Origin of the sequence: Pseudomonas sessilinigenes (genome assembly GCF_003850565.1) — a bacterium.
GTDB classification, from domain to species: domain Bacteria; phylum Pseudomonadota; class Gammaproteobacteria; order Pseudomonadales; family Pseudomonadaceae; genus Aquipseudomonas; species Aquipseudomonas sessilinigenes.
This window is the reverse complement of the sequence record NZ_CP027706.1, coordinates 925745-952149: the sequence shown is the minus strand read 5'-3', so window position 1 is coordinate 952149 and position 26405 is coordinate 925745. Positions and strand designations below refer to the sequence as shown.

General features: G+C 63.4%; 16 protein-coding genes and 2 CRISPR repeat arrays. Of the genes, 3 read left to right on the top strand and 13 right to left on the bottom strand.

Going from position 1 to position 26405, the window contains the following annotated elements; translation table 11 throughout:
• Nucleotides 1-127: 127 nt before the first annotated feature.
• Nucleotides 128-2659, top strand: coding sequence for a PepSY domain-containing protein (locus tag C4K39_RS04265; RefSeq protein ID WP_124345736.1), 2532 nt, complete (start codon nucleotides 128-130; stop codon nucleotides 2657-2659).
• A gap of 111 nt (nucleotides 2660-2770) precedes the next feature.
• Here the strand turns inward: C4K39_RS04265 and C4K39_RS04260 are convergent, their stop codons facing one another.
• The 11 genes from C4K39_RS04260 to ptsP form a co-directional block, all read right to left on the bottom strand.
• Nucleotides 2771-4312: an alkaline phosphatase D family protein gene (locus C4K39_RS04260; protein ID WP_068575717.1), complete on the bottom strand. Its 1542-nt coding sequence runs from the start codon at nucleotides 4310-4312 to the stop codon at nucleotides 2771-2773.
• A 230-nt stretch (nucleotides 4313-4542) separates the two neighbouring features.
• Nucleotides 4543-5471: a CRISPR direct-repeat array (repeat unit 29 nt; unit sequence TTTTCTTAGCTGCCTATACGGCAGTGAAC).
• Nucleotides 5472-5601: 130 nt separating this feature from the next.
• On the bottom strand, nucleotides 5602-6165 hold the full coding sequence (gene cas6f, locus C4K39_RS04255; protein ID WP_124345735.1) for a type I-F CRISPR-associated endoribonuclease Cas6/Csy4: 564 nt from the start codon (nucleotides 6163-6165) through the stop codon (nucleotides 5602-5604).
• A gap of 3 nt (nucleotides 6166-6168) precedes the next feature.
• Nucleotides 6169-7191: a type I-F CRISPR-associated protein Csy3 gene (csy3, locus tag C4K39_RS04250; protein WP_124345734.1), complete on the bottom strand. Its 1023-nt coding sequence runs from the start codon at nucleotides 7189-7191 to the stop codon at nucleotides 6169-6171.
• 28 nt (nucleotides 7192-7219) lie between these two features.
• Nucleotides 7220-8209: a type I-F CRISPR-associated protein Csy2 gene (gene csy2, locus C4K39_RS04245; protein ID WP_124345733.1), complete on the bottom strand. Its 990-nt coding sequence runs from the start codon at nucleotides 8207-8209 to the stop codon at nucleotides 7220-7222.
• Nucleotides 8202-9548, bottom strand: coding sequence for a type I-F CRISPR-associated protein Csy1 (gene csy1 / locus C4K39_RS04240; protein ID WP_124345732.1), 1347 nt, complete (start codon nucleotides 9546-9548; stop codon nucleotides 8202-8204). The genes csy2 and csy1 overlap by 8 nt, the downstream gene beginning before the upstream one ends.
• A gap of 133 nt (nucleotides 9549-9681) precedes the next feature.
• Nucleotides 9682-13068 (bottom strand): type I-F CRISPR-associated helicase Cas3f, encoded by a 3387-nt coding sequence (gene cas3f, locus C4K39_RS04235; protein WP_124345731.1) that lies wholly within the window; start codon nucleotides 13066-13068, stop codon nucleotides 9682-9684.
• A complete protein-coding gene (gene cas1f / locus C4K39_RS04230) occupies nucleotides 13065-14042 on the bottom strand; it encodes a type I-F CRISPR-associated endonuclease Cas1f (protein ID WP_124345730.1) in 978 nt (325 codons plus the stop codon). The genes cas3f and cas1f overlap by 4 nt, the downstream gene beginning before the upstream one ends.
• A 239-nt stretch (nucleotides 14043-14281) precedes the next feature.
• A CRISPR array of direct repeats spans nucleotides 14282-15449; the repeat unit is 28 nt; unit sequence TTTCTTAGCTGCCTATGCGGCAGTGAAC.
• A gap of 364 nt (nucleotides 15450-15813) precedes the next feature.
• The gene (locus C4K39_RS04225; RefSeq protein WP_124345729.1) at nucleotides 15814-16191 is read right to left on the bottom strand and encodes a DUF6124 family protein; all 378 of its coding nucleotides are present in this window, start codon (nucleotides 16189-16191) and stop codon (nucleotides 15814-15816) included.
• Nucleotides 16192-17116: 925 nt separating this feature from the next.
• Nucleotides 17117-18874: a PTS fructose-like transporter subunit IIB gene (locus C4K39_RS04220; protein ID WP_124345728.1), complete on the bottom strand. Its 1758-nt coding sequence runs from the start codon at nucleotides 18872-18874 to the stop codon at nucleotides 17117-17119.
• 11 nt (nucleotides 18875-18885) lie between these two features.
• On the bottom strand, nucleotides 18886-19827 hold the full coding sequence (pfkB, locus tag C4K39_RS04215) for a 1-phosphofructokinase (protein ID WP_124345727.1): 942 nt from the start codon (nucleotides 19825-19827) through the stop codon (nucleotides 18886-18888).
• Complete coding sequence (gene ptsP / locus C4K39_RS04210) at nucleotides 19827-22688, bottom strand: phosphoenolpyruvate--protein phosphotransferase (protein WP_124345726.1); 2862 nt, start codon at nucleotides 22686-22688, stop codon at nucleotides 19827-19829. The genes pfkB and ptsP overlap by 1 nt, the downstream gene beginning before the upstream one ends.
• A 298-nt stretch (nucleotides 22689-22986) precedes the next feature.
• Between ptsP and cra the strand changes: the two genes are divergently transcribed.
• Both cra and C4K39_RS04200 read left to right on the top strand, forming a co-directional pair.
• Nucleotides 22987-23982: a catabolite repressor/activator gene (cra, locus tag C4K39_RS04205; RefSeq protein WP_124345725.1), complete on the top strand. Its 996-nt coding sequence runs from the start codon at nucleotides 22987-22989 to the stop codon at nucleotides 23980-23982.
• Between the two features lie 3 nt (nucleotides 23983-23985).
• Nucleotides 23986-24777 (top strand): TatD family hydrolase, encoded by a 792-nt coding sequence (locus C4K39_RS04200; RefSeq protein WP_068585414.1) that lies wholly within the window; start codon nucleotides 23986-23988, stop codon nucleotides 24775-24777.
• On the opposite strand, the gene C4K39_RS04195 is transcribed toward C4K39_RS04200, so the two are convergent.
• A complete protein-coding gene (locus C4K39_RS04195) occupies nucleotides 24763-25134 on the bottom strand; it encodes a hypothetical protein (RefSeq protein WP_124345724.1) in 372 nt (123 codons plus the stop codon). The two genes, C4K39_RS04200 and C4K39_RS04195, sit on opposite strands and share 15 nt — an antisense overlap.
• 165 nt (nucleotides 25135-25299) lie before the next feature.
• Nucleotides 25300-26004 (bottom strand): methyl-accepting chemotaxis protein, encoded by a 705-nt coding sequence (locus C4K39_RS32145; protein ID WP_416220674.1) that lies wholly within the window; start codon nucleotides 26002-26004, stop codon nucleotides 25300-25302.
• Between the last annotated feature and the right edge of the window lie 401 nt (nucleotides 26005-26405).

Genomic DNA, 26405 nt, shown 5'->3' with positions numbered 1-26405 from the left:
GCCACAGGTGCCCAAGCCCCATGCATCCGCTGCCTGGGGCTTTTGCATGTAAAGAAGAATGCTTCTCGCTCACACACGGCATAATGCGCGCCGTGTTTCACCTCTTAGGACGAACAAGGCGGTCGATGTGTTGAAGAAAACCCTGTTCCAGCTGCACTGGTTCTTCGGCATCAGCGCCGGGCTGGTCCTGGCCCTGATGGGCATCACCGGGGCCACGGTATCGTTCGAGGACGAGATCCTGCGCGCGCTCAACCCCTCGGTGCTGCAGGTCGACAAGCTGCCCGCCGGCACCCTGCCGCCGGCCGAGCTGGTGGCCAAGCTCCAGGCGGCCGAGGGCAAGGACGTGTCCATGCTCTGGGTCGAGACCGACAGCGGCAATGCCGCGCGGGTGTTCTACACCCCGCCGCCCGGGGAACGCCGTGGGCAGATGCGCTACTTCGACCCCTACACCGGCCAGTTCACCGGCGAGGCTGTGGGCCAGGGCTTCTTCGGCTTCATGCTGCAACTGCACCGGTTCCTGGCCATGGGCGACAGCGGCCGGCAGATCACCGGCGCCTGCACCCTGATCCTGATCTTCTTCTGCCTGTCCGGGTTGTACCTGCGCTGGCCGCGCCAGGTCGCCAGCTGGCGCGCCTGGCTGACCCTGGACTGGGCCAAGAAAGGACGGGCCTTCAACTGGGACCTGCACGCGGTGTTCGGCACCTGGTGTTTGCTGTTCTACCTCTTGTTCGCCCTTACCGGCCTGTACTGGTCGTACGAGTGGTACAGCAAGGGGCTGACCCGCCTGCTGTCCGACTCGCCACACAGCGAGCGCGCCCGGGGCGGGCGTGGCGGCCCGCCGGCCAAGGGCCCGGCCCCGGTGGCCGACTACAACGCCATGTGGAGCAGCATCTACAGCGCCGCCGGCAAGGACCTTAGCGCCTACAACGTGCGCATGCCGCCCGTGGCCGGGCAGCCGGCGACGGTGTTCTACCTGCTCAAGGACTCGCCCCACGAGCGCGCCCTGAACCAGATCACCCTGGACCCGGCCACCGGCGTCATCAGCCGGCATGAGCGCTACGCCGACAAGAGCTTCAAGGCGCAATTGCTGACCAGTGTCTACGCCCTGCACGTGGGCAGCTACTTCGGCCTGGTGGGGCGCATCGTGCTGACCCTGGCCTCGCTGTGCATGCCGCTGTTCTTCATCACCGGCTGGCTGCTGTACCTGGATCGGCGGCGCAAGAAACGCCAGATCAAGGACGCCCGCCAAGGCCTGGAACAGGCCCCCGACGATACCAACGGCTGGCTGATCGGCTTTGCCAGCCAGAGCGGTTTCGCCGAACAACTGGCCTGGCAGACCGCCGGGCAATTGCAGGCCGCCGGCATCGGCGCCCGGGTCCGCCCTCTGGCAAGCCTGGGCGAGCAGGACCTGCGCAGTGCCCAGCGGGCGTTGTTCGTGGTCAGCACCTTCGGCGATGGCGAGGCACCGGACAGCGCCCGGGGCTTCGAGCGCAAGCTGCTGGGCCGTGAACTGGCCCTCGACGGCCTGGAATATGCGGTGCTGGGCCTGGGTGACCGCCAGTACCCGCAGTTCTGCGGTTTCGCCCGGCGCCTGCACACCTGGCTGTCGAGCCAGGGCGCCAGCAACCTGTTCACCCCGGTGGAAGTCGACAGTGGCGACAGCTACGCCCTGCGCCACTGGCAACAACAACTGGGCCAGCTCACCGGCCATGCCCCGGTGGACCTGTGGCAAGCCCCGGCCTTCGCCAACTGGACCTTGAGCCAGCGTCGCCTGCTCAACCCCGAGAGCAACGGCTCCGGGGTCTATTGGCTGCAACTGCAACCGCCCGGCACCAGCAGCTGGCTGGCCGGCGACCTGGTGGAAGTCATGCCGCGCAACTGCCCGTGGCTGGTGGAACACTTCCTCGAGGGCCTGGGGCTTTCCGGCGAGAGCCCGGTGCAGCTCGACGGCCTGGAAGAAAGCCTGGAACAGGCCCTGGGCAGCCGCCAGCTACCGGAGAACCGCGCCCACCTGGTGGGCCTGCATGCCCAGGCCCTGGTGGATGCGCTGGTGCCGCTGACCCAGCGCGAATACTCCATCGCCTCGATCGCCGCCGACGGCTGCCTGGAACTGCTGGTGCGCCAGGAGCGCCACGCCGACGGCAGCCTGGGCATCGGCTCCGGCTGGCTTACCGAGCATGTCCAGGTGGGCGCGAGCATCAGCCTGCGGGTGCGCCGCAACAGCGGCTTCCACCTGCCGGCCGAGCCCTGCCCGCTGATCCTGCTGGGTAACGGCACCGGCCTGGCTGGGCTGCGCAGCCTGCTCAAGGCGCGGATCGCCGAGGGCCAGCAACGCAACTGGCTGCTCTTTGGCGAGCGCAACGCCGAGCATGATTTCTACTGCAAGGACGAGCTGCAGGAATGGCTGGCCCGGGGCGACCTGAGCCGCCTGGACCTGGCCTTCTCCCGCGATCAGGAACACAAGATCTACGTCCAGGATCGCCTGCGCGAAGCCGCCAAGACCTTGCAACAGTGGCTCGACGACGGCGCCGCGCTCTACATCTGCGGCAGCCTGCAAGGCATGGCCTCGGGGGTGGACCAGGTGCTCAACGAGCTGCTGGGCGCCGAACAGGTCGAGCGCCTGATCGAACAAGGCCGCTACCGCCGCGACGTCTACTGACCTGCAGGAGCGAGGCCCGCCTGCGATAAGCGCGATGCGGTGTGTCCAGGACACCGCGTTAGCATTCATCGCAGGCGAGCCGCTCTCCTACCCCTGGGCCATAGGCGTGTATCAGGCCGGTTGCAGCTTGCGCTCGAACACCGCCACGCCATCGAGATCACGCAGGATCACGCTCATCTCCGTCGTCTGGCCATCGATCTGCACCTCGCCAAAGAACTGGAACCCGGCGAACGGCGAGGCGTTCTGGGTCGGCGGCGCCTTCTGGAACACCACCTCGGGGCCGAAGGTCTTGTCCAGCACGTTGGGCCCGAAGCTGCCGGCATTCAACGGGCCGGCGACGAATTCCCAGAACGGCTCGAAATCCTGGAACGCCGCCCGGTCCGGGTGGTAGTGGTGGGCCGCGCAGTAATGCACGTCGGCGGTCAGCCACACATGGTTGCGCACCCGGTGCTTGCGCAGGTAGGCCAGCAACTCGGCGATCTCCAGCTCGCGACCCTGGGCCGGGCCCGGGTCGCCGTTGGCGATGGCCTCCCAGCGCGCCACGCCGGGGCTGACCTCGCCGTCGGGCACGCCCAGGCCGATGGGCATGTCCGCCGCCACCACCTTCCACTGCGCCTGGGAGTCCTTGAGCTCGCGCTTGAGCCAGTCCAGCTGTTCACGGCCGAGGAACGGCTTCTCGCCGCCGAGGTTGTCGTCGTTGGGCCCGCGGTAGCTGCGCATGTCCAGCACGAACACATCCAGCAGCGGCCCGTAGCTGAGCTTGCGATAGATCCGCCCGCCACCATCGGCGCTCTGCCGGCGCATCGGCGCGTACTCCAGCCAGGCCTGGCGCGCACGGCCCACCAGGGTCTGGATGTCCTTGACCATGTAGCGCTCGTCCAGCTGCTTGCTCGGCGACCAGTTGTTGACCACCTCGTGATCGTCCCACTGCCAGATCTGCGGTACCTCGGCGTTGAACCGGCGCAGGTTCTCGTCCAGCAGGTTGTAGCGGTAGTTGCCGCGATACTCGTCCAGGGTCTCGGCCACCTTGCTCTTGGCCTCGGTGGTGATATTGCGCCAGATGCGCCCACCCTCGGTGGTCAATTGAGCCGGCACCGGGCCATCGGCGTAAATGGTGTCGCCGCTGTGGATAAAAAAGTCCGGCAGGCGCAGGCGCATTGCCTCGTAGATGCGCATGCCGCCGATGTCCGGGTTGATGCCGAAACCCTGGCCGACGGTGTCGCCGCTCCAGACGAAACGGATATCCCGGCGCTGGCTCGGGGCGCTGCGCAAATGGCCGAACCAGGGTTCGCTGGCCACCCCGGTGCGGGCGTCCTCGAAGGTCACCCGATAGAAGATCGCCTGGTTGAGCGGCAACCCGCTCAGGTCCACCCGGGCGGTGAAGTCGGTGCGGGCATCGGCCAGCGGCGAGACCAGGCGTCGCGGGTTGGTGAACATGCTGCGGGTGTCCCACTCCACCACCATCCGCGCCGGGCGGTCGCTGCGGCTCCAGATAATCGCCCGATCGCCCTGCAAGTCCCCGGACTGCACGCCATCGGTGAGCTTGGGCCGATCCTTGACCGAGGCGATCACCGCCGGCGCCAGGCTGGGCATCAACATCCCCGCCCCGGCGATTTGCATGATCCGTCGACGGCCGAGGTTGAACTCGCTCATGGTGACTCCCTGACATGGTCAAAAGAGGCCACCTTAGCCAGCGCCGATGAAGGGGATGTGACAAAGCCGCGTCCTGGCCCGGGAGTCCCAGGCCAGCCAGCGACGAGTGCATCAAGTCTCTCAAGCTGCCTCTACGGCAGTAACGGGTGCCGATGGATTGATGATGGATTGTGTTTTACCTGCCTGTTCGGCAATCGAGATGAACAGCACCGATGAACGCTGAAGGCCTGGTTTCTTAGCTGCCTGTGCGGCAGTGAACGCTGCGTCCGAGCTGGAGAATGTGCCGTTCGTTTTCTTAGCTGCCTATACGGCAGTGAACTTTGTCCATCAGCTCGCCATGGGACATTTCCTTTTCTTAGCTGCCTATACGGCAGTGAACCGCTGGATGCACCAGGATCAGCATTCCCTGGGTTTCTTAGCTGCCTATACGGCAGTGAACTGCCCTGCCGCCGACACGGCCTGGCTGTAGCCTTTCTTAGCTGCCTATACGGCAGTGAACGGCGTGTCCTCCAGCTATGGTGCGATCTTCCCTTTCTTAGCTGCCTATACGGCAGTGAACAAGGAGGCCAATCAGCCCTGGCTGCGCTGGGTTTTCTTAGCTGCCTATACGGCAGTGAACCGCATCACCTTCATGCCAACGCTGATCATCTTTTTCTTAGCTGCCTATACGGCAGTGAACCGGCAGCCGATGGCGTCTCCAGAGGCGCTGTTTTTCTTAGCTGCCTATACGGCAGTGAACGCCTTGAACTCGGTCAGGTAGTCGCCTTGTTTTTTCTTAGCTGCCTATACGGCAGTGAACTGTAGTACTTCCCTGATTCAGCTTTTGACGCTTTTCTTAGCTGCCTATACGGCAGTGAACAAGCTGGGCGGACGTCTCGCGGCGTTCGGCCATTTCTTAGCTGCCTATACGGCAGTGAACAGATTGATACCCAGTTGGAGCGGAACCGGGCATTTCTTAGCTGCCTATACGGCAGTGAACCGCCGCCCAGCGTCGTAAACAGGCCTCTCTTTTTTCTTAGCTGCCTATACGGCAGTGAACCGTCATGGACGCGATTCTCTACGGCCACAAGTTTTCTTAGCTGCCTATACGGCAGTGAACACCCTTCGCGGCATGCTGAAAGAGGTCGACATTTTCTTAGCTGCCTATACGGCAGTGAACTAGAGCACTTTCTCTATAACCTCCTGAATCTCAAAAGAAAGGCCGTTAAAAGTTGCTGTACACCCTTTTTTTGAAGCGCCTTGTAAGTCATTGATTTTACAAAGCGCTCCACTGCACCCGGAAAAAAGGGTCAGAACCAGGGCACTGTCGCACTGGAGCTCAGGCCATAGCCGTTGAACGTGCCGGGCTGTGGTTGTTCAAGCAACGGGCCGTGGCGGATGAACAGGTTGAACAGCTGATGGCTGGTATGGCTGCGCATCACCGCGAACGGCAGGTCGCAACGTTTCGCCGCGCTGTCGGGCAGGCGCTGGCGGGCTTGGTCCTCGGTCAGCCCATGACGCTTGATCAGGCGGCGACGCAGGCGTGCCGGGCTGCTGTCGACCTGTACCCGGCTGACATGGCGATGCTGCACCGGCGTCGGCACCGAGCAGGGCTGGCCGATCTGTACATGGTCACGCATGCCGGTCAGCCAATCGATGGCCAGCAACTGGTCCAGGGCCTGGCGATTGCCGTGGATGCGCAGGTGCGAACCCAGGTGCCTGATCGGTCGCCGGGTATCGGGAAAGCTGATGCCGATATCGTTGCGCCGCAGGTCATGCAGGGCCCGATGGAATTTACTGAGCAAGGCGCTCATCAACTGCGGCTCGGGAAACTCAGGGTCCGGCAGCAGTTTCAAATCCAGGTAATGGTCCATGGCTCAGCCTGCCTCGCCGAACACGCCGCCGCGAATCAGGGTGGCGATCACGAAGTGCTGCTGTTCCAGCGCGGGTACTCGATCCTTGAGCACCCAGCTGTCCAGCAGGGTGTAGAAATCATCCTGGCTGCCGCGGGGCTGGCGATAGGCCTTGCCCTGGGTGGTCACCGAACCATAGGGTTCCACCGCAATCGGCCCGTTGCTGTCGGCGCCCTGGTACCAGGTGTCGATACTGCGCAAGGCATTGCCGACTTTCTGCGAGTGGATGCCGGCGATGTTGCCCACGCTGTACAACGTCTTGCTCTTGTCACCGCGCCCACGGTCCAGGATCAGCTCCTGGGACGGGAACACTTCCTGCCCGGCGCCCATGCGCGCGTAGGCAGTGATGCGCAGCAAGACATGCTGCGCGCCGGCCAGGCCCCGGGCAATCAAGCCAGCCAACGACTGCAAGGCCTCGCCGTGCTCACCGGCAGCGTCGAATTGGCGCAAGGACAGGCTCAGGCTGTCGAAGCGCCATTGAGTCGCCGCCTGGCCCTCCACCAGATGCTCGACCTCCACCTCGACCTGCTCGGCGCCAATGCGGTTGCGCCACAGGAAGCGGCCGTTAGCCAGGTTATGGGCGTAACGACGGGCCAATTCGCCAAAGCCATTGGCCTGGACATACCCCTGTACAGTCTCCAGCAGTTTCTGCCGGTAGGCGAAATCGTTGCAGGCCGAAGGCTGGCCAGTACCGGCCAGCACCCGCAGGGTGAAGCTGACCCGCAGGGTGTCGGCATCGTGCGGCAGGGCGGCCACGTCCACGGTTTGCAGATTGGGATGCTCGATGGCGGCATCCAGCTTGGCGGGGTCCAGTTCCTTGGCCTTGAGTCGGTTGGAAATGGTTCCGCGTACGGATTTTTCCCGCACCACCACGGGCTCCCACTGACTGCGCGACTGCCAGTCGCCGGCATGGAACAGCGCATCGGATGGGTCGAGCTTGCGCTCGAAGGCCAGGACCGAAGCGGTTTTCAGGGCGTCATTGCTCATGTTCGTATTCCTTTGCTCAAAAGGGCTATCAGTCGAAGTGGGACATTGATTGCGCACGGTAGTCGTTGCGGCAGCGGTACAGACCTTCGTCACTTTGGTAGTCGGCGTACCAGAGCAACTGCTGCACCGATTGCAGGCGATGGGGGCTGATCCACTGGCCCACGCCATACAGGCTTTCTACGAAACGGAACGGGATCTGGGCATCACGTGCGCGAGCAACCGAACCGGCTTCCTGAAGTGGAGTCAGCGCGCCATAACCCACAGGGATGGGCACTATCCACCCCAGGCCCTTGCGATCGTTGCTCCATTCAGTGTGGCGTGGGGATTCGCATTCGCTCGCGGGGGTGACGCTGGACCAGTTGATCCGTGACAGCGACAGCCAGGCATCCAGTAACGTGGCCTGGGGTTGGCTGGCTTGCAGGTCTTGATGACGCTGTTGCAGAAGGTCTTGACGCTCTACCAGCACAAACCCAGGCAGCAGGCGCAGCTTGGTCTGATAGAACAATCGCTCACGCGCCTCTTCATCACCGGTCATGGGAATGGCATAAGGCTGCTGCTTGCGATGCGGGGCAGTCGAAGGGAGCACACTGCCTCCGGCGATGCGCATCTGCATCAACAGTTCACGTACCTGATGCGCGATGGCTCTGCCATCGCTCTGGTCATTGAGCGCTTGGCTTTGTACGGCAAACACCAGGCTGATCTGCAGGTGGATCCGACCTTCCTCAACGATTGCCGCGGTGCTGCCATCCCTGTTGAGTGGGTTACGGGTCAGGTGCAGGGTGTTGACGAAGTCGCCCTGGGTCACTTGTTCTTCGTGATGATGGGCAACCACGCTGACAGCGTTGAATTGCAAGTCCAGGCCCGCTGCATGAGTTTTCCTTTCCAGTGCCCACATCAACCCCAGGAAAGCCGTAATAGAGGGAAAACCATGGGTCAGGGGGCTGGAGAGGCTGTTGGCGTTTTGCACCCACAGATGAGGGATAACCAGCAGGTGTTCAAAGTGTGGACACTCAGCCATGCATCACCTCCACAGCGGTTTCATCAACTACCCAGGACTGTGATGCTTCGGCTTCGATAACCGCCTGTCTGGCCCAATGCGCCTGTTCGGTATCGCCTACCGGCAAGCCGCGTTGCAGCAAAATACCGTTCAGCCAGTTACCAAAGCGGTGAGCAACCTCTTCCGCCCAGGCCTGTCGGACGAAGGCTGCTGTAAAGGCCTGGTCTGCTTCCATGTACTCCTCACGCGGCGGCAATTGAGCCCGTTGCGGATCGAGCCAAAGCTGTTCGCACAGCGCTAGCCGGCATTGGTTATCACGGCTCCAGCCGGCGGGTAGAGAGGCACGAAAGCTCAGGCCAAAGGCCGCCAGGGCACGCCCCAACGCGCGTTCTATATGCTCACGTCGCAGGCGGGTGTGCATGGTGGGAGGAGAGTCGGCCTGGAGCAGTGTGCAAAGGGCTTCGACCAACTCATCCACGTCCTCAAAACGCCGCAGGCGGGTGAAGGCCGAATCCAGGTGCAGAGCGCTGCCGGGGTGCTGCTGCTTCCAAAGCGGCGGAAGAGAAGCCAATAGATAATTCACGCCCCCACGCTCACTGTTGAGCTGGCTGATGTTCTGCGGCTTGGTGCCCCCGAGTTTGCGCACCACCAGTTGTGGGTAATCGCCGTAGGTTCCTGTGTAGGGCTGGCGATTGCGCCGAGCCTGGCGTGCTGCCTTGTTGGCCTCGCCAAAGCGGCGCTCGTTGATATCTGCGTGTACGGCATGCACCAGGCTGCTGGGAAACATCGGTTGCAGTAATTCAAAGCCGGTATCGTCGCTTGGCTCGCCCGAAACACACCAGAAAACCTGCTTGGCCAAGCTGTGGGAAACCAGGGTTTCGTTCGAGCGAATCAACCCCTTGAAGGCCCCGGCCCAGCTTTGGGCCAAGATCGGATCCGGGCTCAGGGCGGCCAACAGATCGACGTCGTCCTGCTGAAGCCAGTCCAGCAACCGGCGCCCTTCTACCTCCAGCTTGAGAAACTTGTACACATCCAACGCCGCGGCATTACCTACGATGTCTTCAACGTAGTCGCTGGCCAGTACATGGGTACCAATCTCCTGATGTTGCGTCAGCGTTTGCGGAGCGGCATGGAGGCTGCTACCGCGAGCATCGGGGTGGGTGGCTTTGAGGACATGGGTGACGGCCTGGATTTGCGCTACGCGGCGGGCGGCGTCGGCGAGCCAGGTGCTGTATTCGTACTTCGTTGCATCACCTGCCTCATCACCTTTGAGTTTTGCGTCGCGCCGCTCATTGATGAACGTGGTGATTGTGTTGCGAAAAAGCGTGGAGCGTGCCGCTTGATTCGATCCTTCGTTCATGTCCCTTCCCTGCAGAGAGAACTTGCCGATGGCAAGCCCGTAACGGTTCGAGATAGCACTTGGCTATCGCGTTTTTTAACAATCTGCCCATCATCCTTCAAGAAACTTGTTACTCGTGAACATACGTCATAGGTCAGTGTTTTCTGCCAAACCCCAGCACCGGATGAAAATGCCAGCCCTGGGTGCTGTCGATCAGCTTGGCGGTGGTAAACCGCTCGGCACAGGCCCGCAGCGAAATACCCTGCACCTCGGCCTGTCGAGTCAGCAGTTGCATCAGGTCGTGCTGGCCCCAGGGGGCAATGCGCGGGCCTGACAGGCTATTCAGATCGATCTCGTCCAGCAGATTCGTCACGGGAACATACGCCTCGGTTGATCCTGGGGCGTATTTTTCATGGATGCGGTGCAACACCAGGTTTTCTTCATCCTCGTCCGGCAACCAGAGCGCCTCGATTTCCCTGACGGAGCTTTCGCGGAAAGGTTGCTGCTGTGGCAGGGCCCAGGTCAGGGCTGCCTGGGGGTACTGCCACGCACAGGCCGCATCCAGTTCGAAGGAGCCAGGCTTGACCCCGCGTGGCGTCGGTTTGCCCAGGCTGCTCCGATCCTTGGGCAACATCTGCGCACTGATCCGCGCATGCTCCAGATCCACCAGGTTGTGCCTTGGGCGCCAAGTCTCGGAGGCTCTGGGCTGGATTCGAGGGCGGGCACTGATGCACTGGTAATCGGCCTGATCCAGCAGTTGAGCAAGGCGATGGCTGGCCAAGCGCCAAGGGTGCTCGCGCTGGCCACTTTCACTCTCGAATCCAGGTCGGACAAAGGCCGCGGCTCCTGGCTGCTCGAAATGTCGCAGATTGCTATCGAACACCAACACATTGGCGCTCTGGCAGGGACGATCACGATGGCGCTGGACACGACCGGCGAGCTGGATCAATGAACGCATCGATGAGGGCTCGACCACTGCCCAGTCGTAGTCATGGTCGCGCCCTACTTCAGTGACCGGCGAACCCAGCACCACAAATAACTGGTCCTGCTCGGGGTACTGATCGATCAACTGGCGTATCTGCGGATGGGCATACAGTGCATTCGGCTGCCTACGGTTCAGGCAACTGTCCAACTGAGCTTCGATGGCCGAACGCAACAGCAGCGGAAAACGCGAGTGATAAACGCACAAGTGAATGCGCTGCCCCACAGGAGCCCCCAATGCGAATAGGGCTTGGGCAACGTCGAACAAAGGTTCGATGTTCGCCATGCGCACCAGGCCAACGCTGATTTTCTTGCCACTGTGCGGACATGCCTCGGCATGGCGTGCATGCGCTTGCAACATCGCCGCCTGAACGTGTTCAGCAAAAGCCCGACGCATGGCACCCACGGGCTGCGTATCGATCTTCAGAGGAATGAGCTCGCCGCGCCGGCGTGGCTCGATACCCTCAAGCGCCTGTACACGGCGCCCAACGAATACGCGGTGTTGCTGAACAAAGCTCTCGGCGCTGTTGCAAGTGCCCTTGTGGGCACCGAACTCATCGACCCACAGGCAAGGGATTTCGCTGACGGGAGAACCCGGTTCACCTCGATTGCGTCGGTAATGCAGACGGCCAGCACGATAAGCCTGGAACATCCCCTCCAACAGAGCCGGAGGAAGGGTCGCCGACGATAGCAGCACCCGGGTGCCCAACAGGCCGGCCCAATACACCAGGCGCGTTAGAGCAGGCAAGTCGACGAGGTCGAAGTCATCCAGCTCATCGAGAACCAGGTCACTGCTCAGCAGACGCAACATTGGCGCTATCTGCCGGCCGGCTCTCTGTGCTTCGGTCGCGGGCATCAGGTGGTCGATGGTGCACACCAGCATCGGCGCATTGAGCAGAGCCGTGATCTGGGGGTTATTCATTACTTTGGACAACAGGCCGTGGGCTTCCATAGCGCCCTCATAACGCACATGGCTGTCTTCTTCAATCAGGGCTTGGGTAGAGGCCGACCCGCAGGCTTCGGCCTCGGCTTGGTGGTAGTCGAATAAGGCCCGGCTTGCAGAACCTCCGACCCTGATGGCCAGGTCGTCTTCACCCAGGTTCAGATCCTCGCGGTAGCTGTGACCGGTTTGCAGGGTCAGGGTGCGCAAGCCCAGGGCGAAGGTACAACGCATCCCGATCTGTGGGTCGGTCAGGGCGTACATGATCCGGGCATTGGCCAGCGTCTTGCCGCATCCGGTAGAGGCCATATTGATGATAAAGGCGCCGTGCTGTTGTGCCTCCGCCCGCAGGCTTGTTGCGGCATCCGCAGCCTTGTCCTGCCAACTGAAACGAGGGGCACCGCTGCGTTTGCGCAAACCTGGATGACGGGCCAAGCGGGGTAAATGACGCTCGAAACTGGGCAAGCCGTGAACAACGCTGCGGGCCATGCGCGCCACCCCGAGCAAGTGTTCGTCCAGGGGCTGTTTGAGTTGGCCATCGGTGTGCGTGTTGGCAAACAAAGGATGCTGACCATCACCCTTTACCCGTTGGCCCGACTCGGGCGGCAAACTGGAGTAGTAGTGATCGCTCAACATCAGGCTCATGCGAGCCAGATGCATGACATAGGGGTTGTTCAGCCAATCACCACGACCGGGCTTGGCTTGCAGTGTCAGCAGGCGATTGGCGAGCTTGGCAGCCTGCGCCCGCCATTTGGGCCAAGTCACCGGCAGCCCATGTTCGAACTGCCAAAAAACCTCGACCTCCTCGATAGCGGCTGGGCGGCTGCACTCATTCCACTCGTGGGTGATGCCCTCGATCAGGTTGTCCAGCATCGACGGATTGAAGCGGAGAGACTTCTTGCCCAGCCATTGCTGTTCTGCGTTGTTGCTCTCATCCCAACTGGGCAGTGTGGGCAAACGGTGGTGACTGACCACAAGCCAGGCAATGGCAGCCGCCAACGGCGCAAGCTGTTTGAAGGGCGGGGTCGTCGCGGCATCGAGCCCATCGCGCTGATAACGGCCTGCCGCCAGCCAACTGCTGTCATCCTCGTCAGTGGGCGCCGCCAACCGCCGCAACCAGCTGGGATCATCATCAGAACCAACGAACGCCAGGAACAAACGCAGTGATACCCACTCGTGGCGATACAGATTCCTTTCCAGACTGCGCACGCGTAGTTTTTTCTGAAAGGCAATGCTGGCCTTGCCCAAGTCGTGCAGCAGCGCCGCCATCTGCGTCAGCAGCGAGATGTCTTCAGCACAATGCCAATCATTTTCATCGTCTTTGCGCAGCACATTGCGCGCAGTGGTATGAGTCGGTACCGCACCCTGTTCATTGAAACGCTTGGCGTCACCGACAATCCACAGCAGCTCGCTGTGATCCAGCCCGCGAATCCAGTGGCAGGCCACTGCAGTATTGCGACGGGCGCTTTTCTTGAGCAGGCGCCTAAGGGTATCCAGGCCGGCCTGCGTGATGGGTGTTTGCCAAGTACGCTCGCCACGTCGCTCGGCAAACTGATCGAGAATTCGCCGGCTTTGCACCAAGGCCTTTTTATCGCACTGACAGATCAGCATGACGTTCATAACGCCCGCTGCTCCATTTGCTGAGCGACAGCCTTGAGACTATCGATCATGAAATCCAGGGCTTCGCCACGGGTCAGGTTGTCAATGCAAGCCTGGCGAAAGGCCTGCTCGTCGTCGCCTCGCTTGGCCGACAGAAAGGCCTGAGGCAACACCAGCGCATCCTTCACCAAATCAGCCACATCAAAAACCAGGCCCCCACGGCGAGTCTTGCCATGCAGCACCGCCAGCCCATGAGGTAACCCCAACACCCAGGTGGCAGTCGCGGCCAAACCATAGGCCAGGTAGTTGCCGTGATCGAGAAAGCGATTGGCTGGGTCTACGCCACTGCCACCTTTGGCCCGGACGAAATCGCCATAGGCGGTTGCCGTAGCGGCCAACTTGAACAGGCGCTTGGTCAGGCGAGCCTCTTCGGTCAGCAGATAAGTCACGTCCAGAGCGGCATTCAATGAGCTCATAGATTGCGCCAAGGCAGACTCCAGCGCCGAAGAGTCGATGTCGAAACCGGCTTTTGCCAGAGGCCCCTGCGACCGCCAATGTTGCCGGATGCAGTCCAGGCGCAACCTTTGGAAAGCCTTGGCGGCCTCTAGACGTTGTTGCTCATCGAACCAGAACCGCACCCAGCGTTGCAGATACTCAGTGGGGCGATATTCGCTTTGCGGGCAAAACCAAGCGACTTCGATATCGATCTCATTGGCGCTGAACAACGGCGTACCACCGCCCCCGCAAAACCCCACCAGCACGCCCGCCTTGGCCAGTTCGCGCATGGCTGCCTGAGTAACTGACGTGCCAGTACCCAGTAGCACGGTCGTGGTATTGGCGATCGGGATATTCCAGTACAACGACTGTTTGCCGGCATCGGTTACATATTCGACCCGGCCACCATTAACCAGTACCCGACAGTGCTGCAGGTAATAGATATTGGCGCGCTTGGAATGAAGAATCGTTTTTAGATCTGCGGACCGGATGTCTTCCATGAGAGAGAACCGCCTGCTGTGTCGTCCATTGGGCGGTAAGGGTTATAAGCAATGTCCGGATGTTCGTCTATGTCGTACTGGAAGTTCAGATTTATCACATGACTAGTTCGGAGCCAGGCATAGCCTCAGAAGGACAAGAGGAGGGAGTGTTTCATGCGTGCGTTCCAGTGACGTGCAACTGAGGTGTAGGGGCAATTGCCTCTCTGATCTGGTGTCTGGGGCTAGATTCCCGTTGAGGGCTTTGTAGCTGCCTATGCGGCAGTGAACCATCCCAGAAGCGTCGCGGCTTTGGCGGCCTGTTTCTTAGCTGCCTATGCGGCAGTGAACAGCGTGATCGTTGCGTCAAGTTCGTTTTCGGTTTTCTTAGCTGCCTATGCGGCAGTGAACCGGCAACGCCGTACCAGGTGTGACAGTGACCTTTTCTTAGCTGCCTATGCGGCAGTGAACATCGTCCAAATCTGGCCGGGGTTCGTCGTAGATTTCTTAGCTGCCTATACGGCAGTGAACGTTTTCCAGTGCAGGGCAGGCACGCGGTGCATTTTCTTAGCTGCCTATGCGGCAGTGAACGCCACAGCGGCCACGCTCTACCAGTGCTACGTTTTCTTAGCTGCCTATGCGGCAGTGAACGAGCCGCAGCTGTGCGCGACTGCATTCGTCTTTTTCTTAGCTGCCTATGTGGCAGTGAACGGGCTGCCCTGCGCCTGGTGTCGCCCGTCCTGTTTCTTAGCTGCCTATGCGGCAGTGAACGGGAGCGGGCCGAACAGATGGTCCTACACCAGTTTCTTAGCTGCCTATGCGGCAGTGACCTACGTCCAGGCCAAGCGTACGGACATTGTCGATTTCTTAGCTGCCTATGCGGCAGTGACCGAAGTGGTATGCATGGTGCGAACCTGCCGTTTTTTCTTAGCTGCCTATGCGGCAGTGACCCAGATTTCGCTCGGCACCTCAGCCGTGTCACATTTCTTAGCTGCCTATGCGGCAGTGAACTTGCGCCAGGCTGCCGCCGCGCCCTTTTCGTATTTCTTAGCTGCCTATGCGGCAGTGAACGACGCGGCGACGCGCCTGGGCATTCAGTTGAATTTCTTAGCTGCCTATGCGGCAGTGAACAGTGAGACGCTGACAACCCTCAACACCATGATTTTCTTAGCTGCCTATGCGGCAGTGAACGGTGTAGCTTAGGGTGGCGCTGCCGCGTTGCATTTCTTAGCTGCCTATGCGGCAGTGAACATGGTGGAGGCCCGACATAACAGTGACGTCGTTTTCTTAGCTGCCTATGCGGCAGTGAACCCTTTAGCTCGTACTGCACCGGTTTTTCAGCGTTTCTTAGCTGCCTATGCGGCAGTGAACCGCTTTCGTCTGCAGGCGCTCGCGCCGGGCGATTTCTTAGCTGCCTATGCGGCAGTGAACTAGAGCACTTCTACTCTAACCCCAAGATTTTAAAGAAAGATACGACTCTACAGCGTGTTTAACCCTCTTTTTGTGGGTGCTTGTAACTTATTGATTTTACAAGGCGTACCCCACCACCTCAAAAAGAGGGTCGGCACCATGTGGGTAGTTATAGCGCTCTAGTCGTCTTGGCATCAGTAGGTTAGTGGTTCTTTTCCAACAACGATAAGCGGCAATTTAGCGCTAGGCCTATGCCTGACACGGTTTGTGGCCGTGGCGAGGATGCTGAATTCCACCCGAACAATCGAGGCGACCGCCTCTATCAGGTTTAGGGTCGCTATGCGCCCCAGCGGGAGCAAGCTCCCTCGCCACAGGTAGTGCGTATTCAGTCAGGGGAAAGACGATGGCCATCGAGCAAGGCATCCACCACGCCGCGAGCCATCTCCACCGAATGCACCAGGGACCAGATCAACCCACGCTCGACGCCGCTGGCCTGCTCGGTGATCTCATCGGACACCTCCTCGGCGGCCTTGAGCAGCATGGACACATGGACCAGCGCCTCCTCGGCACTGATACCGGAGCGGACGTCGAACAATGAATCGCGACCCGCCTGTGCGGCGACCGTGGGCTTAAGCGTCCGGACCAGCGAACCGGTACGGGTGTTAACCAGCGCATGGAGAATCACCTCGTTGGCCCGGTCATGCTCCGGGTTGCGACGTGAAACAGAAGAGAAAACGGGGGGATCGGGGACGAGCTTTTTCATGGTGGCACTCCTGACTATGGAGCTTTCACCCATCGCTGCTAAACGGAGGGTGGCAGCTGGACGCGGGTTAGCAGACCAGGCAGTCAGGCAAGCCCAGCGCACCCGAAGGTGCCCCGCGTACAGCTGCCATAACGCATTGACCAGCATTCGCATGCTGGTCGGATGGAGATGGAGCTTGGCGTGCCTGAGTTTGGTCGGGCTGCTAAACCCGGTCACTGATGATCAGTGACGACCGGAGACTAGCCAGCAGATTCTTCAGGCACAAGCGCACCGGAGTCTCTCGGAAACCCCTTACAAAAGAAAGAGATTTGGATGGGTTTTGAGCCTGTCGAAGGCTATGAAAAGGTCACTAAATCTTCGACGGATTCAAGATCCAGCGGCCGCTGCGCGCCCGTGCGCAGCCTGCGGCAGCGGCTACACGAAGCACGGGCCAGTAACCGCTGTCGAGCCAAGGCGAGGCTACGACAAGGGCCGAAGGACCTTCAACGGATTCAAGACCCAGCGGCCGCTACGCGCCCGTACGCAGCCTGCGGCAGCGGCTACACAAAACGATGCCAAACACGCACACCACACCCCACGATGCGCCGCCCGGTAGGGCGCGCCGTGGGGCTGGTGATCTTGACTCACCCGCCCCCTGGGAAGGCCGAGTGCAGGTGCTTATCAGGGGAATGGCGCGCAGCGCCCCTCGACGCAGTCGAGGACATCGCTGGAAGCGATGCCCCCTGAGAAGTACCGGAACGAGGGAACCCGAGCGCAGCGAGCGGCCGGACGTGGGGGCAAGCGTTTTTGGTTACTTTTTTGGCGTTTGAAAAAAGTGACTCGCCGTAAGGGCGAAACCGCCAGCCGCCACACCCGCAGCAACGGATATGTACCCAAAACCCCAAAACCCCAAGAGCCCAAGATCCCAAAGAGCCCGGGCCGGCTCTCAGGCCGCCCCGCCCACCTGCCCCGCCCCAGGCTCAGGCTCCACCCCCATATCCCCCCGCCTCACCACCGCATACACCCCCGCCGTCAACAAACTCCCCGCCACAATCGCCAGCAAATACAACACCCCATGATTGATCGCATTCGGAATCAACATCACGAACAACCCCCCATGGGGCGCCATCAACTTGCAGCCAAAATACATCGACAAGGCCCCGGTCAACGCCCCACCGGCAATGCTCGCCGGGATCACCCGCAACGGATCCTTGGCCGCGAACGGAATCGCCCCCTCGGAGATAAAGCACAACCCCAGCACCAGCGCCGCCTTGCCCGCCTCCCGCTCGGTCTGGGCGAACTTGCGCCGGGCGATGAAGGTCGCAATGCCCAGGCCAATGGGCGGCACCATCCCCGCCGCCATGGCCGCAGCCATCGGCGCATAACTCTGGGACGCCAGCAGCCCCACCGAAAACGCATAGGCTGCCTTGTTGATCGGCCCCCCCAGGTCCACGCACATCATCGCCCCCAGCAACACCCCCAGCAGGATTGCGTTGGTGGTGCCCATGCTGTCGAGGAAATGCGTCAGGGCCCCGAGCATGCCCGCCACCGGCTTGCCCACCACGTAGATCATCACCAGGCCGGTGAACAGGCTGGCCAGCAACGGGATGATCAGGATCGGCTTCAAGGCCTCCAGGCCCTGGGGCAATTGCAGGTAGCGGTTGATCAGCTTGGCCGCGTACCCGGCCAGGAACCCGGCGACGATACCGCCGATGAACCCCGCGCCCAGGGTGCTGGCCAGCAGGCCACCGATCATCCCCGGGGCCAGCCCCGGCCGGTCGGCGATGGAGTAGGCGATGTAGCCAGCCAGCAACGGCACCATCAGCTTGAAGGCGGTATCACCACCGATCTGCATCAAGGCCGCAGCCAGGGTGCCCTCCTCCTTGTAGGCCGTGATGCCGAAGACGAACGACAGGGCGATCATCAAGCCGCCCGCCACCACCATCGGCAGCATGAACGAAACCCCGGTCAGCAGGTGCTTGTAGACCCCGGCCTTGTCTGGCTTGGCCGGTGCCTGGGCGCCACTGGCCACGGACTCCGGCCGGCCTTCGGCCAGCGCCTTGTGCAGGGTCGCCTCGGCCTGCTTCAGCGCCACCCCGGTGCCGCAGCGATAGATGCGCTTGCCGGCAAAGCGTTCGGTGGCCACTTCGATGTCCGCCGCTAGCAGCACCACGTCGGCTTGCTCGATGGCCTCGGCGCTCAGCGGATTGCGCGCGCCCACCGAGCCCTGGGTTTCCACTTGCAGCTGGTAACCCAGACGCTTGGCCGCCTGCTGCAAGGCCTCGGCGGCCATGAAGGTGTGGGCCACCCCGGTGGGGCAAGCGGTGATCGCCACCACCCGTGGCATTGATGGTTCGATGCTGGGCGCGGGCTCGCCCGGCTCTTGCGCGGCCATCAGCACCTGGGCGTCCTCGGCGCCCCGGCGCAGCAAGGCATCCACATCCTGCAGGGCCTGGGACGGGCTGCTGCGATAGACCCGCTTGCCGACGAAACGCGACAGATCCACAGGCCCGCTGCTGACCACCAGCACCCACTCGGCCGCCGCCAGGGTCGCGGCCGACAGCTGGCGCTCGGGACGGGCCGGGTCGTGGACCTCGACGCTGGTGCTCCAGCCCTGGCGCTGGGCCGCGGCGTCCAGCAGGCGTGCGCAAAGCACGCTGGTGACCATGCCGTTGGGGCAGGCGGTAACGATGGCTAACTTCATGGGCACCTCTCTTATTGTTCTGCCAGGGGCTGCACGCGCACCGCCTGTTCCAGCCGGGCCAGTTGTGCCCGGTCGCCGATGCCGAAACCGATCTGGGTCACCGCCATGGCGGCGATGGCCGTGGCCGTGCGCAGGGCCTGGGCGGCGTCCTGGCCGGCGAGCAGGCCGTGCAGCACCCCGGCCAGCAACGAGTCGCCGGCGCCCACGGTACTGACCACCGCGACCTTGGGCGGCAGCGCCTGCAAGGCTTGGCCAGCGGCGAACCAGTGGACGCCGTCGGCACCGTGTGAGACCACCACATGCTCGACACCCTGGGCCTGCAACTGGCGCGCAGCGGCGGCTTGGTCGTCCGGCGTGGCCACCGGCCGGCCCAGGGCATCGGCCAACTCCTCGCCATTGGGCTTGACCAGCCAGGGCCCGGCCGCCAGCCCGGCACGCAAGGCGGCGCCGCTGGTGTCCAGGGCCAGCTTCAGGCCCATGGCCTTCAGCCGCAGCAACAGGGCCTGGAACCATTGCGGGCTCACGCCCTGGGGCAGGCTGCCGGCGACCACCACCGCGTCATGCCCGGGGGCGATCTGCTCCAGGCGCGCCAGCAGCGCTTGCTGGGCGACGGCGTCGACCAGCGGGCCCGGGCCGTTGACGTCGGTAACCCGCCCATCTGCCTCGGCCAGCTTGATGTTGCTGCGGGTTTCCCCCGGCACGCGGACGAAGGCATCGACGAACCCACAGCGGGCGAACAACTCATCGAAAGCCTGGGGATTGCCGGCCCCGAGAAAGCCGCTGACGGTCAGGCGATGGCCCAGGTCGGCCAGGACCTGGGCCACGTTCACCCCCTTGCCGGCGGCATGCACGTGCAGGGCCTGGCTACGGTTGACCTGCCCCACTTCCAGGCGCGCCAGGGGCACGGTCAGGTCCAGCGCCGGGTTGAGGGTCAGGGTGAGAATCTTCGCCATTACATGGCCTCCACTAAGGCGCGCACATCGTTGGCGCTGCCGACGGCCAGGGCCTGTTGAGCAAGGGTTCGGGCCTGGGCCAGGCTGAGTTCGCGAATGCGCGCCTTGACCTCGGCGATGCTGCGTCCGGAGACGCTCAGTTCATCCACGCCCAGGCCCACCAGCACCGGCACCGCCAGCGGGTCGGCCGCCAGCTCGCCGCAGACGCCGACCCACTTGCCCTGGGCATGGGCGGCGCGCACGGTGATGTCGATCAGTTGCAGCACCGCCGGGTGCAGGCCGTCGGCCTGGGCCGAAAGGGTCGGATGGCCGCGATCGATGGCCAGGGTGTACTGGGTGAGGTCGTTGGTGCCGACGCTGAAGAAGTCCACTTCCTTGGCCAGTACCGGGGCCAGCAGGGCCGCCGAGGGCACCTCGACCATGATCCCCAGTTGCAGGTCGGCCACTGGGATTTCCCGGCGCAGGCGCTCGGTCATGTCCCGGGCCTGGCGCCATTCCTCGACGCTGCCGACCATGGGGAACATGATCCGCAGCGGCCGGTTGTCCGCCGAGCGCAGCAGCGCCCGCAACTGCGCTTCCATGATCTGCGGACGTTGCAGGGTCAGGCGGATGCCGCGCACGCCTAAGAAGGGGTTTTCCTCCTGGGCGATCGGCCAGTAGGGCAGCGGTTTGTCGCCGCCCACATCGAGGGTGCGCACCACCAGCGGCCGCCCGTCCAGGCCATCGAGCACGCGGCGGTATTCGGCTTCCTGGGTGGCTTCGTCCGGGGCCTGGGGATGGGCCATGAAGATCAGTTCGGTGCGCAGCAGGCCAATGCCTTCGGCACCCTGCTCCACCACTGCGGCGACGCCGGCGCTTTCCCCGACGTTGGCGAACACTTCCACCGCGTGACCGTCGCGGGTCTGGGCCGGCAGGTGGCGCTGTTCGGCGGCGGCCTGGAGCCGCTGCTCGCGATTGTCGCGTTCCTCGACCGCCCGCTGCAGGGTCGCCGGGTCCGGGGCGACATGCAGCCGGCCGCGCTGGCCATCCAGCAGCAAGGCGGTGCCGGAGGCCATCAGCAGTACCCCGGCGCCAGCCCCCACCAGTGCCGGGATGCCCAGGGCCCGGGCGACGATGGCGCTGTGGGCCGTGGCGCCGCCACGGGCGGTGAGAATCCCGGCCACCCGGGCTGGGTCCAGGCGAGCTACGTCCGAGGGGCCGACCTCATCCATCACCAGGATGTAGGGTTGCTCCGGCTCCACCGGCGCCAGCACACCACACAGCTGGGCCAGCACCCGGCGGCCGATATCGCGCAGGTCGGCGGCGCGTTCGGCCAGCAGCGCATCCTGCAAGGACTCCTGTTGCCGGGCGGCGCTTTCGATCACGCTCATCCACGCGGCCTCGGCGCTTTCGCCCTGCTTGAGACGGGCCTGCACCTCGTCCACCAACTCGGGGTCGTCGAGCATTTCCAGGTGGGTGATGAAAATCTCGCGGATGGCCTTGGCCTGGCTGCACTGGATCAGGCCCTGGATGTCCTCGCGCACCTCGCCCAGAGCCTTCTGCAGGCGCTGGCGCTCGATGGCGGCGGACTCACCACGCAGCGGATAGTCGATGGCCTGCTGGACCTGCACATGGGCCGGGCCGATGGCGATCCCGGGGGCCGCCGGTACGGCCTGGACCAGGCTACCGGCAGCTGGGGCGCTGAACGGGGCGGCGAGTTCTTGCGGTACATCCACGGGCGCCGCGACGGTCGGCAAGGGCTCGACCTCTTCGCCCAGCCCTTGCTCGATGGCCGCCAGCAATACCGGCAAGGCCTCGGCGGCGATGCTCGGCTCGGCGATCAGTTCCAGCACCTGGCCACGCCGGGCGCCGAGGCTGAGCAGCTTGCTCAGGCTCTTGAGCGACACCGCCGGTTCGTTGCCGTCGGCGAGACGAATGCGGATCTCGCCGTCAAACCCCTTGGCCAGTTGCGCCAGCTCCTTGGCCGGGCGCGCGTGCAGGCCATGGGCGTTGGCCAGGGCGATCCGGGCGCTGGGCCAGTCCGCCGGCAACTCGCCGCCCAGTACTTCGAGCACCGCGCGGGTGCTGGTGGCGCGCCACAACTCCTGGCCACGCCCATCGATCAACAGGGCGCACAGGCGTTCGAGCAGGGCCTGGTGGGCTTCACCGAGGCTGGCCAGGCAGAAGAGGCCACTCAGCGGCTGGCCCAGGTAACGGATGGGTTTGTCCGGGGTGACGAAGGCCAGGCCCGGACGCAACACGGTCTGTTCGCTGTGCAGCCACCACAGGCCATCCCCCAGGGGCAGCGCCTCGACCTGCTGCAGTACGGCGGCAAAGCCGTTGCTCACGCACTCGGCCTGGCGCAGCAGGCGTGCGCCGCGCCACACCAGCTCTTCGAAATCTTCCGCCGCCACCCCGAGGCCAATCATCTGCGCATCCAGCGCCAGTTCCTGGGGCGCGCCCTGCAACAGCTTGAGCAACGCCTGCGGCGAGCTGGCGCGACGCAGGGCCTGGCCCAGGTCGGTCTCGCCCAGGGCGCGGGTCAGCAGTTGCAGCAGGCGCAGGTGCTCGTCGGACTTGGCGGCGATGCCGATGGCCAGGTAGACGATCTGCCCGTCGCCCCAGTCCACGCCTTCGGGAAACTGCAGCAGGCGCACGCCGGTGGCGAAGACCTGGTCGCGAGTTTCAGGGGTGCCGTGGGGGATGGCGATGCCTTGGCCGAGGAAGGTCGAGCCCTGGGCCTCGCGCTGTTCGAGGCCGCTCAGGTAACCCGCAGCCACCAGGCCGTCAGCCACCAGTTTGTCGGCCAGCAAGCGCAATGCTGCGGACTTATCCACAGCCGTCTGGCCCATGGATATCTGCTCTACGGTGAGTTCGAGCATGGGTTCTCCTATTTAGCGCGGGGGCAGCGCTAGGTATTGTTTTAAGTCAGCAGCGTAGGCGCTGTCATGGCCAAAAATGGGACTGGCCAGCGGGCGGAAGCGCTTCTACGTTTACGCTTTGGCCCAGAAAATACGCCTGCTGAAACGTTTAATCTAGCAGGATCGGCAAGTTACTCGATAATCTTCGCCTCTTGAAGTCCTGCTGGTCGATTGCCGGTTCCGACGTTGGTCGCGTGCCCAGATCAGGTAGGATTGGCGAAAATGTCGGGGCAAGCACCAAAAATAAGGAAATCCCGGGTTGAAACTCAGTGATATCGCTCGACTGGCCGGTGTGTCCGTCACCACCGCCAGTTACGTCATCAACGGCAAGGCCGAACAGCAGCGCATCAGCAACGCCACCGTGGAACGGGTGCGGGCGGTGGTCGAAGAGCACGGCTTCACTCCCAATCCCCAGGCGGCCGGCCTGCGCAGCCGCCATACCCGGACCCTGGGTTTCATTCTCCCGGACCTGGAGAACCCCAGCTACGCGCGGATCGCCAAGTTGCTCGAGCAAGGCGCGCGGGCCCGGGGCTACCAGTTGCTGATCGCCAGCTCCGACGATGCGCCGGACAGCGAACGGCAACTGCTGCAGCTGTTTCGCGCGCGCCGCTGCGATGCCTTGATCGTCGCCAGTTGCCTGCCGCCGGAAGACGACAGCTACCAGCAATTGCAGGCCCAGGGGCTGCCGATCATCGCCATCGACCGGATGATGCCGGCCGGGCAGTTCTGCTCGGTGATCAGCGACGACCTGCAAGCCAGCCTGCACCTGACCCAGAGCCTGCTGCAACCCGAGCCCCGACAGATCGTGCTGCTCGGCGCCCGCCCGGAGCTGAGTATCAGCCAGGAGCGGGCCGCGGGTTTCCGCCAGGCCCTGGAGGGGTTCGGCGGCGACGTGGTGATCGAGCACGGCGAGGCCTTCAGCCGCGATTGCGGCCGGCAGTTGATGGAAGAGTTGCTGCAGCGCCTGGGCCATCTGCCCGATGCCCTGGTGACCACCTCCTATGTGCTGCTGCAAGGGGTGTTCGATGCCTTGCACGACTTCCCGCTCAAGTCCCGGCCACTGCGCCTGGGGACCTTCGGCGACACCCAGCTGCTGGACTTCCTGCCGCTGCCGGTCAACGCCATGGCCCAGCAACATCAGCTGATCGCCGACACCGCCCTGCAACTGGCCCTGGCGGCCATTGAAGAAGGCCAGTACCAGCCCGGCGTACAGGCCATCGCCCGGACCTTCAAACAGCGTATCCAGCAGGGCTGAACCGTGGAGCTGATCGACAGCCACACCCACCTGGACTTTCCGGATTTCGACGCCGATCGTGGGGCGCTGCTGGCCGACAGCCGCGCCCGGGGCGTCGGCCGGATGGTGGTGCTGGGGGTCTACCAGGGTAACTGGCAGCGGGTCTGGGACCTGGTGCAAGGCGACCCGCAGCTCTACGCGGCCTTCGGCCTGCACCCGGTGTACCTGGACGATCACCAGCCTGCCGACCTGCAGCACCTGGGCGATTGGCTGGCGCGCCTGGCCGGGCATCCACAATTGTGCGCAGTGGGCGAGATTGGCCTGGACTACTTTCTCCAGCACTTGGACCGCGAGCGCCAGCAGGCGCTGTTCGAGGCCCAGCTGCAGCTGGCGGCGGACTTCCAACTGCCAGCGCTGTTGCATGTGCGGCGCAGCCATGCGGCGGTGATTGCCACCCTGAAGCGCTTCAAGCTCCAGCGCGGCGGGATCATCCACGCCTTCGCTGGCAGCCGCGAGGAGGCCCGGGAATACCTCAAGCTGGGTTTCAAGCTGGGCCTGGGCGGCGCCGCGACCTGGCCCCAGGCCCTGCGCCTGCGCAAGGTACTCGCCGAACTGCCGCTGGAAGCCCTAGTGCTGGAGACCGACGCGCCGGACATGGCCCCAGCGATGTACCCCCATCAGCGCAACAGCCCCCAGCACCTGCCGGAGATCTGCGCGGCCCTGGCCGAAATCATCGGCGTCAGTGCCGAGCACCTGGCCAGCACCAGCACCCGTAACGCCTGCGCAGTGTTCGGCTGGCCCTCAGCCGGCCTGTAGCAGCAAGGGCCGGCGCTGCCGGCGCCGGGCGATGGCCATCACCAGCAGGTACCCCACCAGCACCAGTGCCGAGATGCCCAGTTGCAGGCTCCGCTCCAGCAGCCCGATCCACTGCAATGTCAGGCTCACCAGTAGCACCGTGGCACAGAGCACGATCAACAGCGCCCGCAGGGTGGCGAACGAGCCCAAGGTCTTGAGGCGCTTGATCTGCTCCGGACAGTCGAGCTTGAGCGGCTTGTGGCAGTGCTTGCAGGCGAAGGGTTCCTGCATGGCCATGGCGTTGAGTTGCCAGGGTTCGAGATCGAGCAGAGCCTGGCAGTGGGCGCAGCGTCCCAGGACTCCGGAAGAAACGGTCATCGGCGTATTTCCTCAGGGCCATGGACACGCCATGGCTGACTGGCCGGGCGCAGGCGGCGCCCGGAAAAAACGCGCAGGAAAGCAGGAAAAACACCCCAGACAAAGCGATTAATTACTACAGCTTGTGGCAGCCCGGCCTGGGCAGGGCTGCACTGCAGGGCGGGCTCAGACCCGGAACGCGCCGATCAACTGCTTGAGCTGGACCACCTGGGCCGAGAGCTGGCGACTGGCATCCTCGGTCTGGTGCGCGCCTTCAGCAGTGCGCTCGCCAGCACGATTGATCTCGACGATGTTCTGGTCGATGTCGTGGGCCACCGCCGTCTGTTGCTCCACCGCCGCGGCGATCTGCTGGTTCTGGTCAACGATCATGCCCACCGCACCGAGGATGTTCTCCAGGGCCTGCTGGACCTTCTCCGACTGATCGACCGTGCCATTGGCCATGGCATGGCTGCTGCCCATGGCCTTGACCGCCGCACTGACCCCGCCGTGCAGCTTGCCGATCATGTCTTCGATTTCTTCGGTGGACTGCTGGGTGCGCTTGGCCAGGGTGCGCACTTCATCGGCCACCACCGCGAACCCGCGCCCCTGCTCGCCGGCCCGCGCCGCCTCGATGGCGGCGTTCAGGGCCAGGAGGTTGGTCTGTTCGGCGATGCTCTTGATCACCTCCAATACCCGGCTGATGGACTGGCTGTCGCTGGCCAGTTGGTTGATCACCCGCACCGACTGGTCGATCTCGCTGGCCAGTCGGGCAATGCTGCCCTGCTGGGACTCCACCAGGCCCCGACCATTGATGGTCTCGTCGTTGACGCTATGGGCACTGCTGACCGCTGCCGCGGCGCTGCGGGCCACTTCCTGGGAGGTGGCGGACATCTGGTTCATTGCCGTAGCCACCTGCTCGATCTGGCTGCGCTGGCCAGCCACTGCCTGGTTGCTCTGGGCCGAGACGTTTTCCACTTGCCCGGCCTGGCGCTCGACCTCGCTCACGGTATGCCCGACCCGCTCGATCAAATCGTGGATCTTCAGCACCGTGCCGTTGAACAGGCTGCCCAGGTCGCCCAACTCGTCGCGGCTGTGGGCGGTGAAGGTGACGGTCATGTCGCCGGCCGCGACCTTGTCCATCATCACGCCCAGGCGACGCAGGGTGGTGCGGGTCGAGGCGTAGAAACCGCCATACAGGTAGACGATCGACAGGAACACCAGGGCCAGGGCCGCCACCAGCAGCACCATGTGGCTGCGGTTCTGCGCCAGGCGCTTTTGCAGTTCGACATCGA

What these genes read in the sequence shown, in the direction of transcription:
- ptsP (WP_124345726.1), bottom strand. Translation starts at nt 22,688, where the DNA reads ATGCTCGAACTCACCGTAGAGCAGATATCCATGGGCCAGACGGCTGTG.
- C4K39_RS04220 (WP_124345728.1), bottom strand. Translation starts at nt 18,874, where the DNA reads ATGAAGTTAGCCATCGTTACCGCCTGCCCCAACGGCATGGTCACCAGC.
- C4K39_RS04225 (WP_124345729.1), bottom strand. Translation starts at nt 16,191, where the DNA reads ATGAAAAAGCTCGTCCCCGATCCCCCCGTTTTCTCTTCTGTTTCACGT.
- C4K39_RS32145 (WP_416220674.1), bottom strand. Translation starts at nt 26,004, where the DNA reads ATGTCCGCCACCTCCCAGGAAGTGGCCCGCAGCGCCGCGGCAGCGGTC.
- C4K39_RS04260 (WP_068575717.1), bottom strand. Translation starts at nt 4,312, where the DNA reads ATGAGCGAGTTCAACCTCGGCCGTCGACGGATCATGCAAATCGCCGGG.
- csy3 (WP_124345734.1), bottom strand. Translation starts at nt 7,191, where the DNA reads ATGAGCAATGACGCCCTGAAAACCGCTTCGGTCCTGGCCTTCGAGCGC.
- csy1 (WP_124345732.1), bottom strand. Translation starts at nt 9,548, where the DNA reads ATGAACGAAGGATCGAATCAAGCGGCACGCTCCACGCTTTTTCGCAAC.
- csy2 (WP_124345733.1), bottom strand. Translation starts at nt 8,209, where the DNA reads ATGGCTGAGTGTCCACACTTTGAACACCTGCTGGTTATCCCTCATCTG.
- pfkB (WP_124345727.1), bottom strand. Translation starts at nt 19,827, where the DNA reads ATGGCGAAGATTCTCACCCTGACCCTCAACCCGGCGCTGGACCTGACC.
- C4K39_RS04195 (WP_124345724.1), bottom strand. Translation starts at nt 25,134, where the DNA reads ATGACCGTTTCTTCCGGAGTCCTGGGACGCTGCGCCCACTGCCAGGCT.
- cas1f (WP_124345730.1), bottom strand. Translation starts at nt 14,042, where the DNA reads ATGGAAGACATCCGGTCCGCAGATCTAAAAACGATTCTTCATTCCAAG.
- cas6f (WP_124345735.1), bottom strand. Translation starts at nt 6,165, where the DNA reads ATGGACCATTACCTGGATTTGAAACTGCTGCCGGACCCTGAGTTTCCC.
- cas3f (WP_124345731.1), bottom strand. Translation starts at nt 13,068, where the DNA reads ATGAACGTCATGCTGATCTGTCAGTGCGATAAAAAGGCCTTGGTGCAA.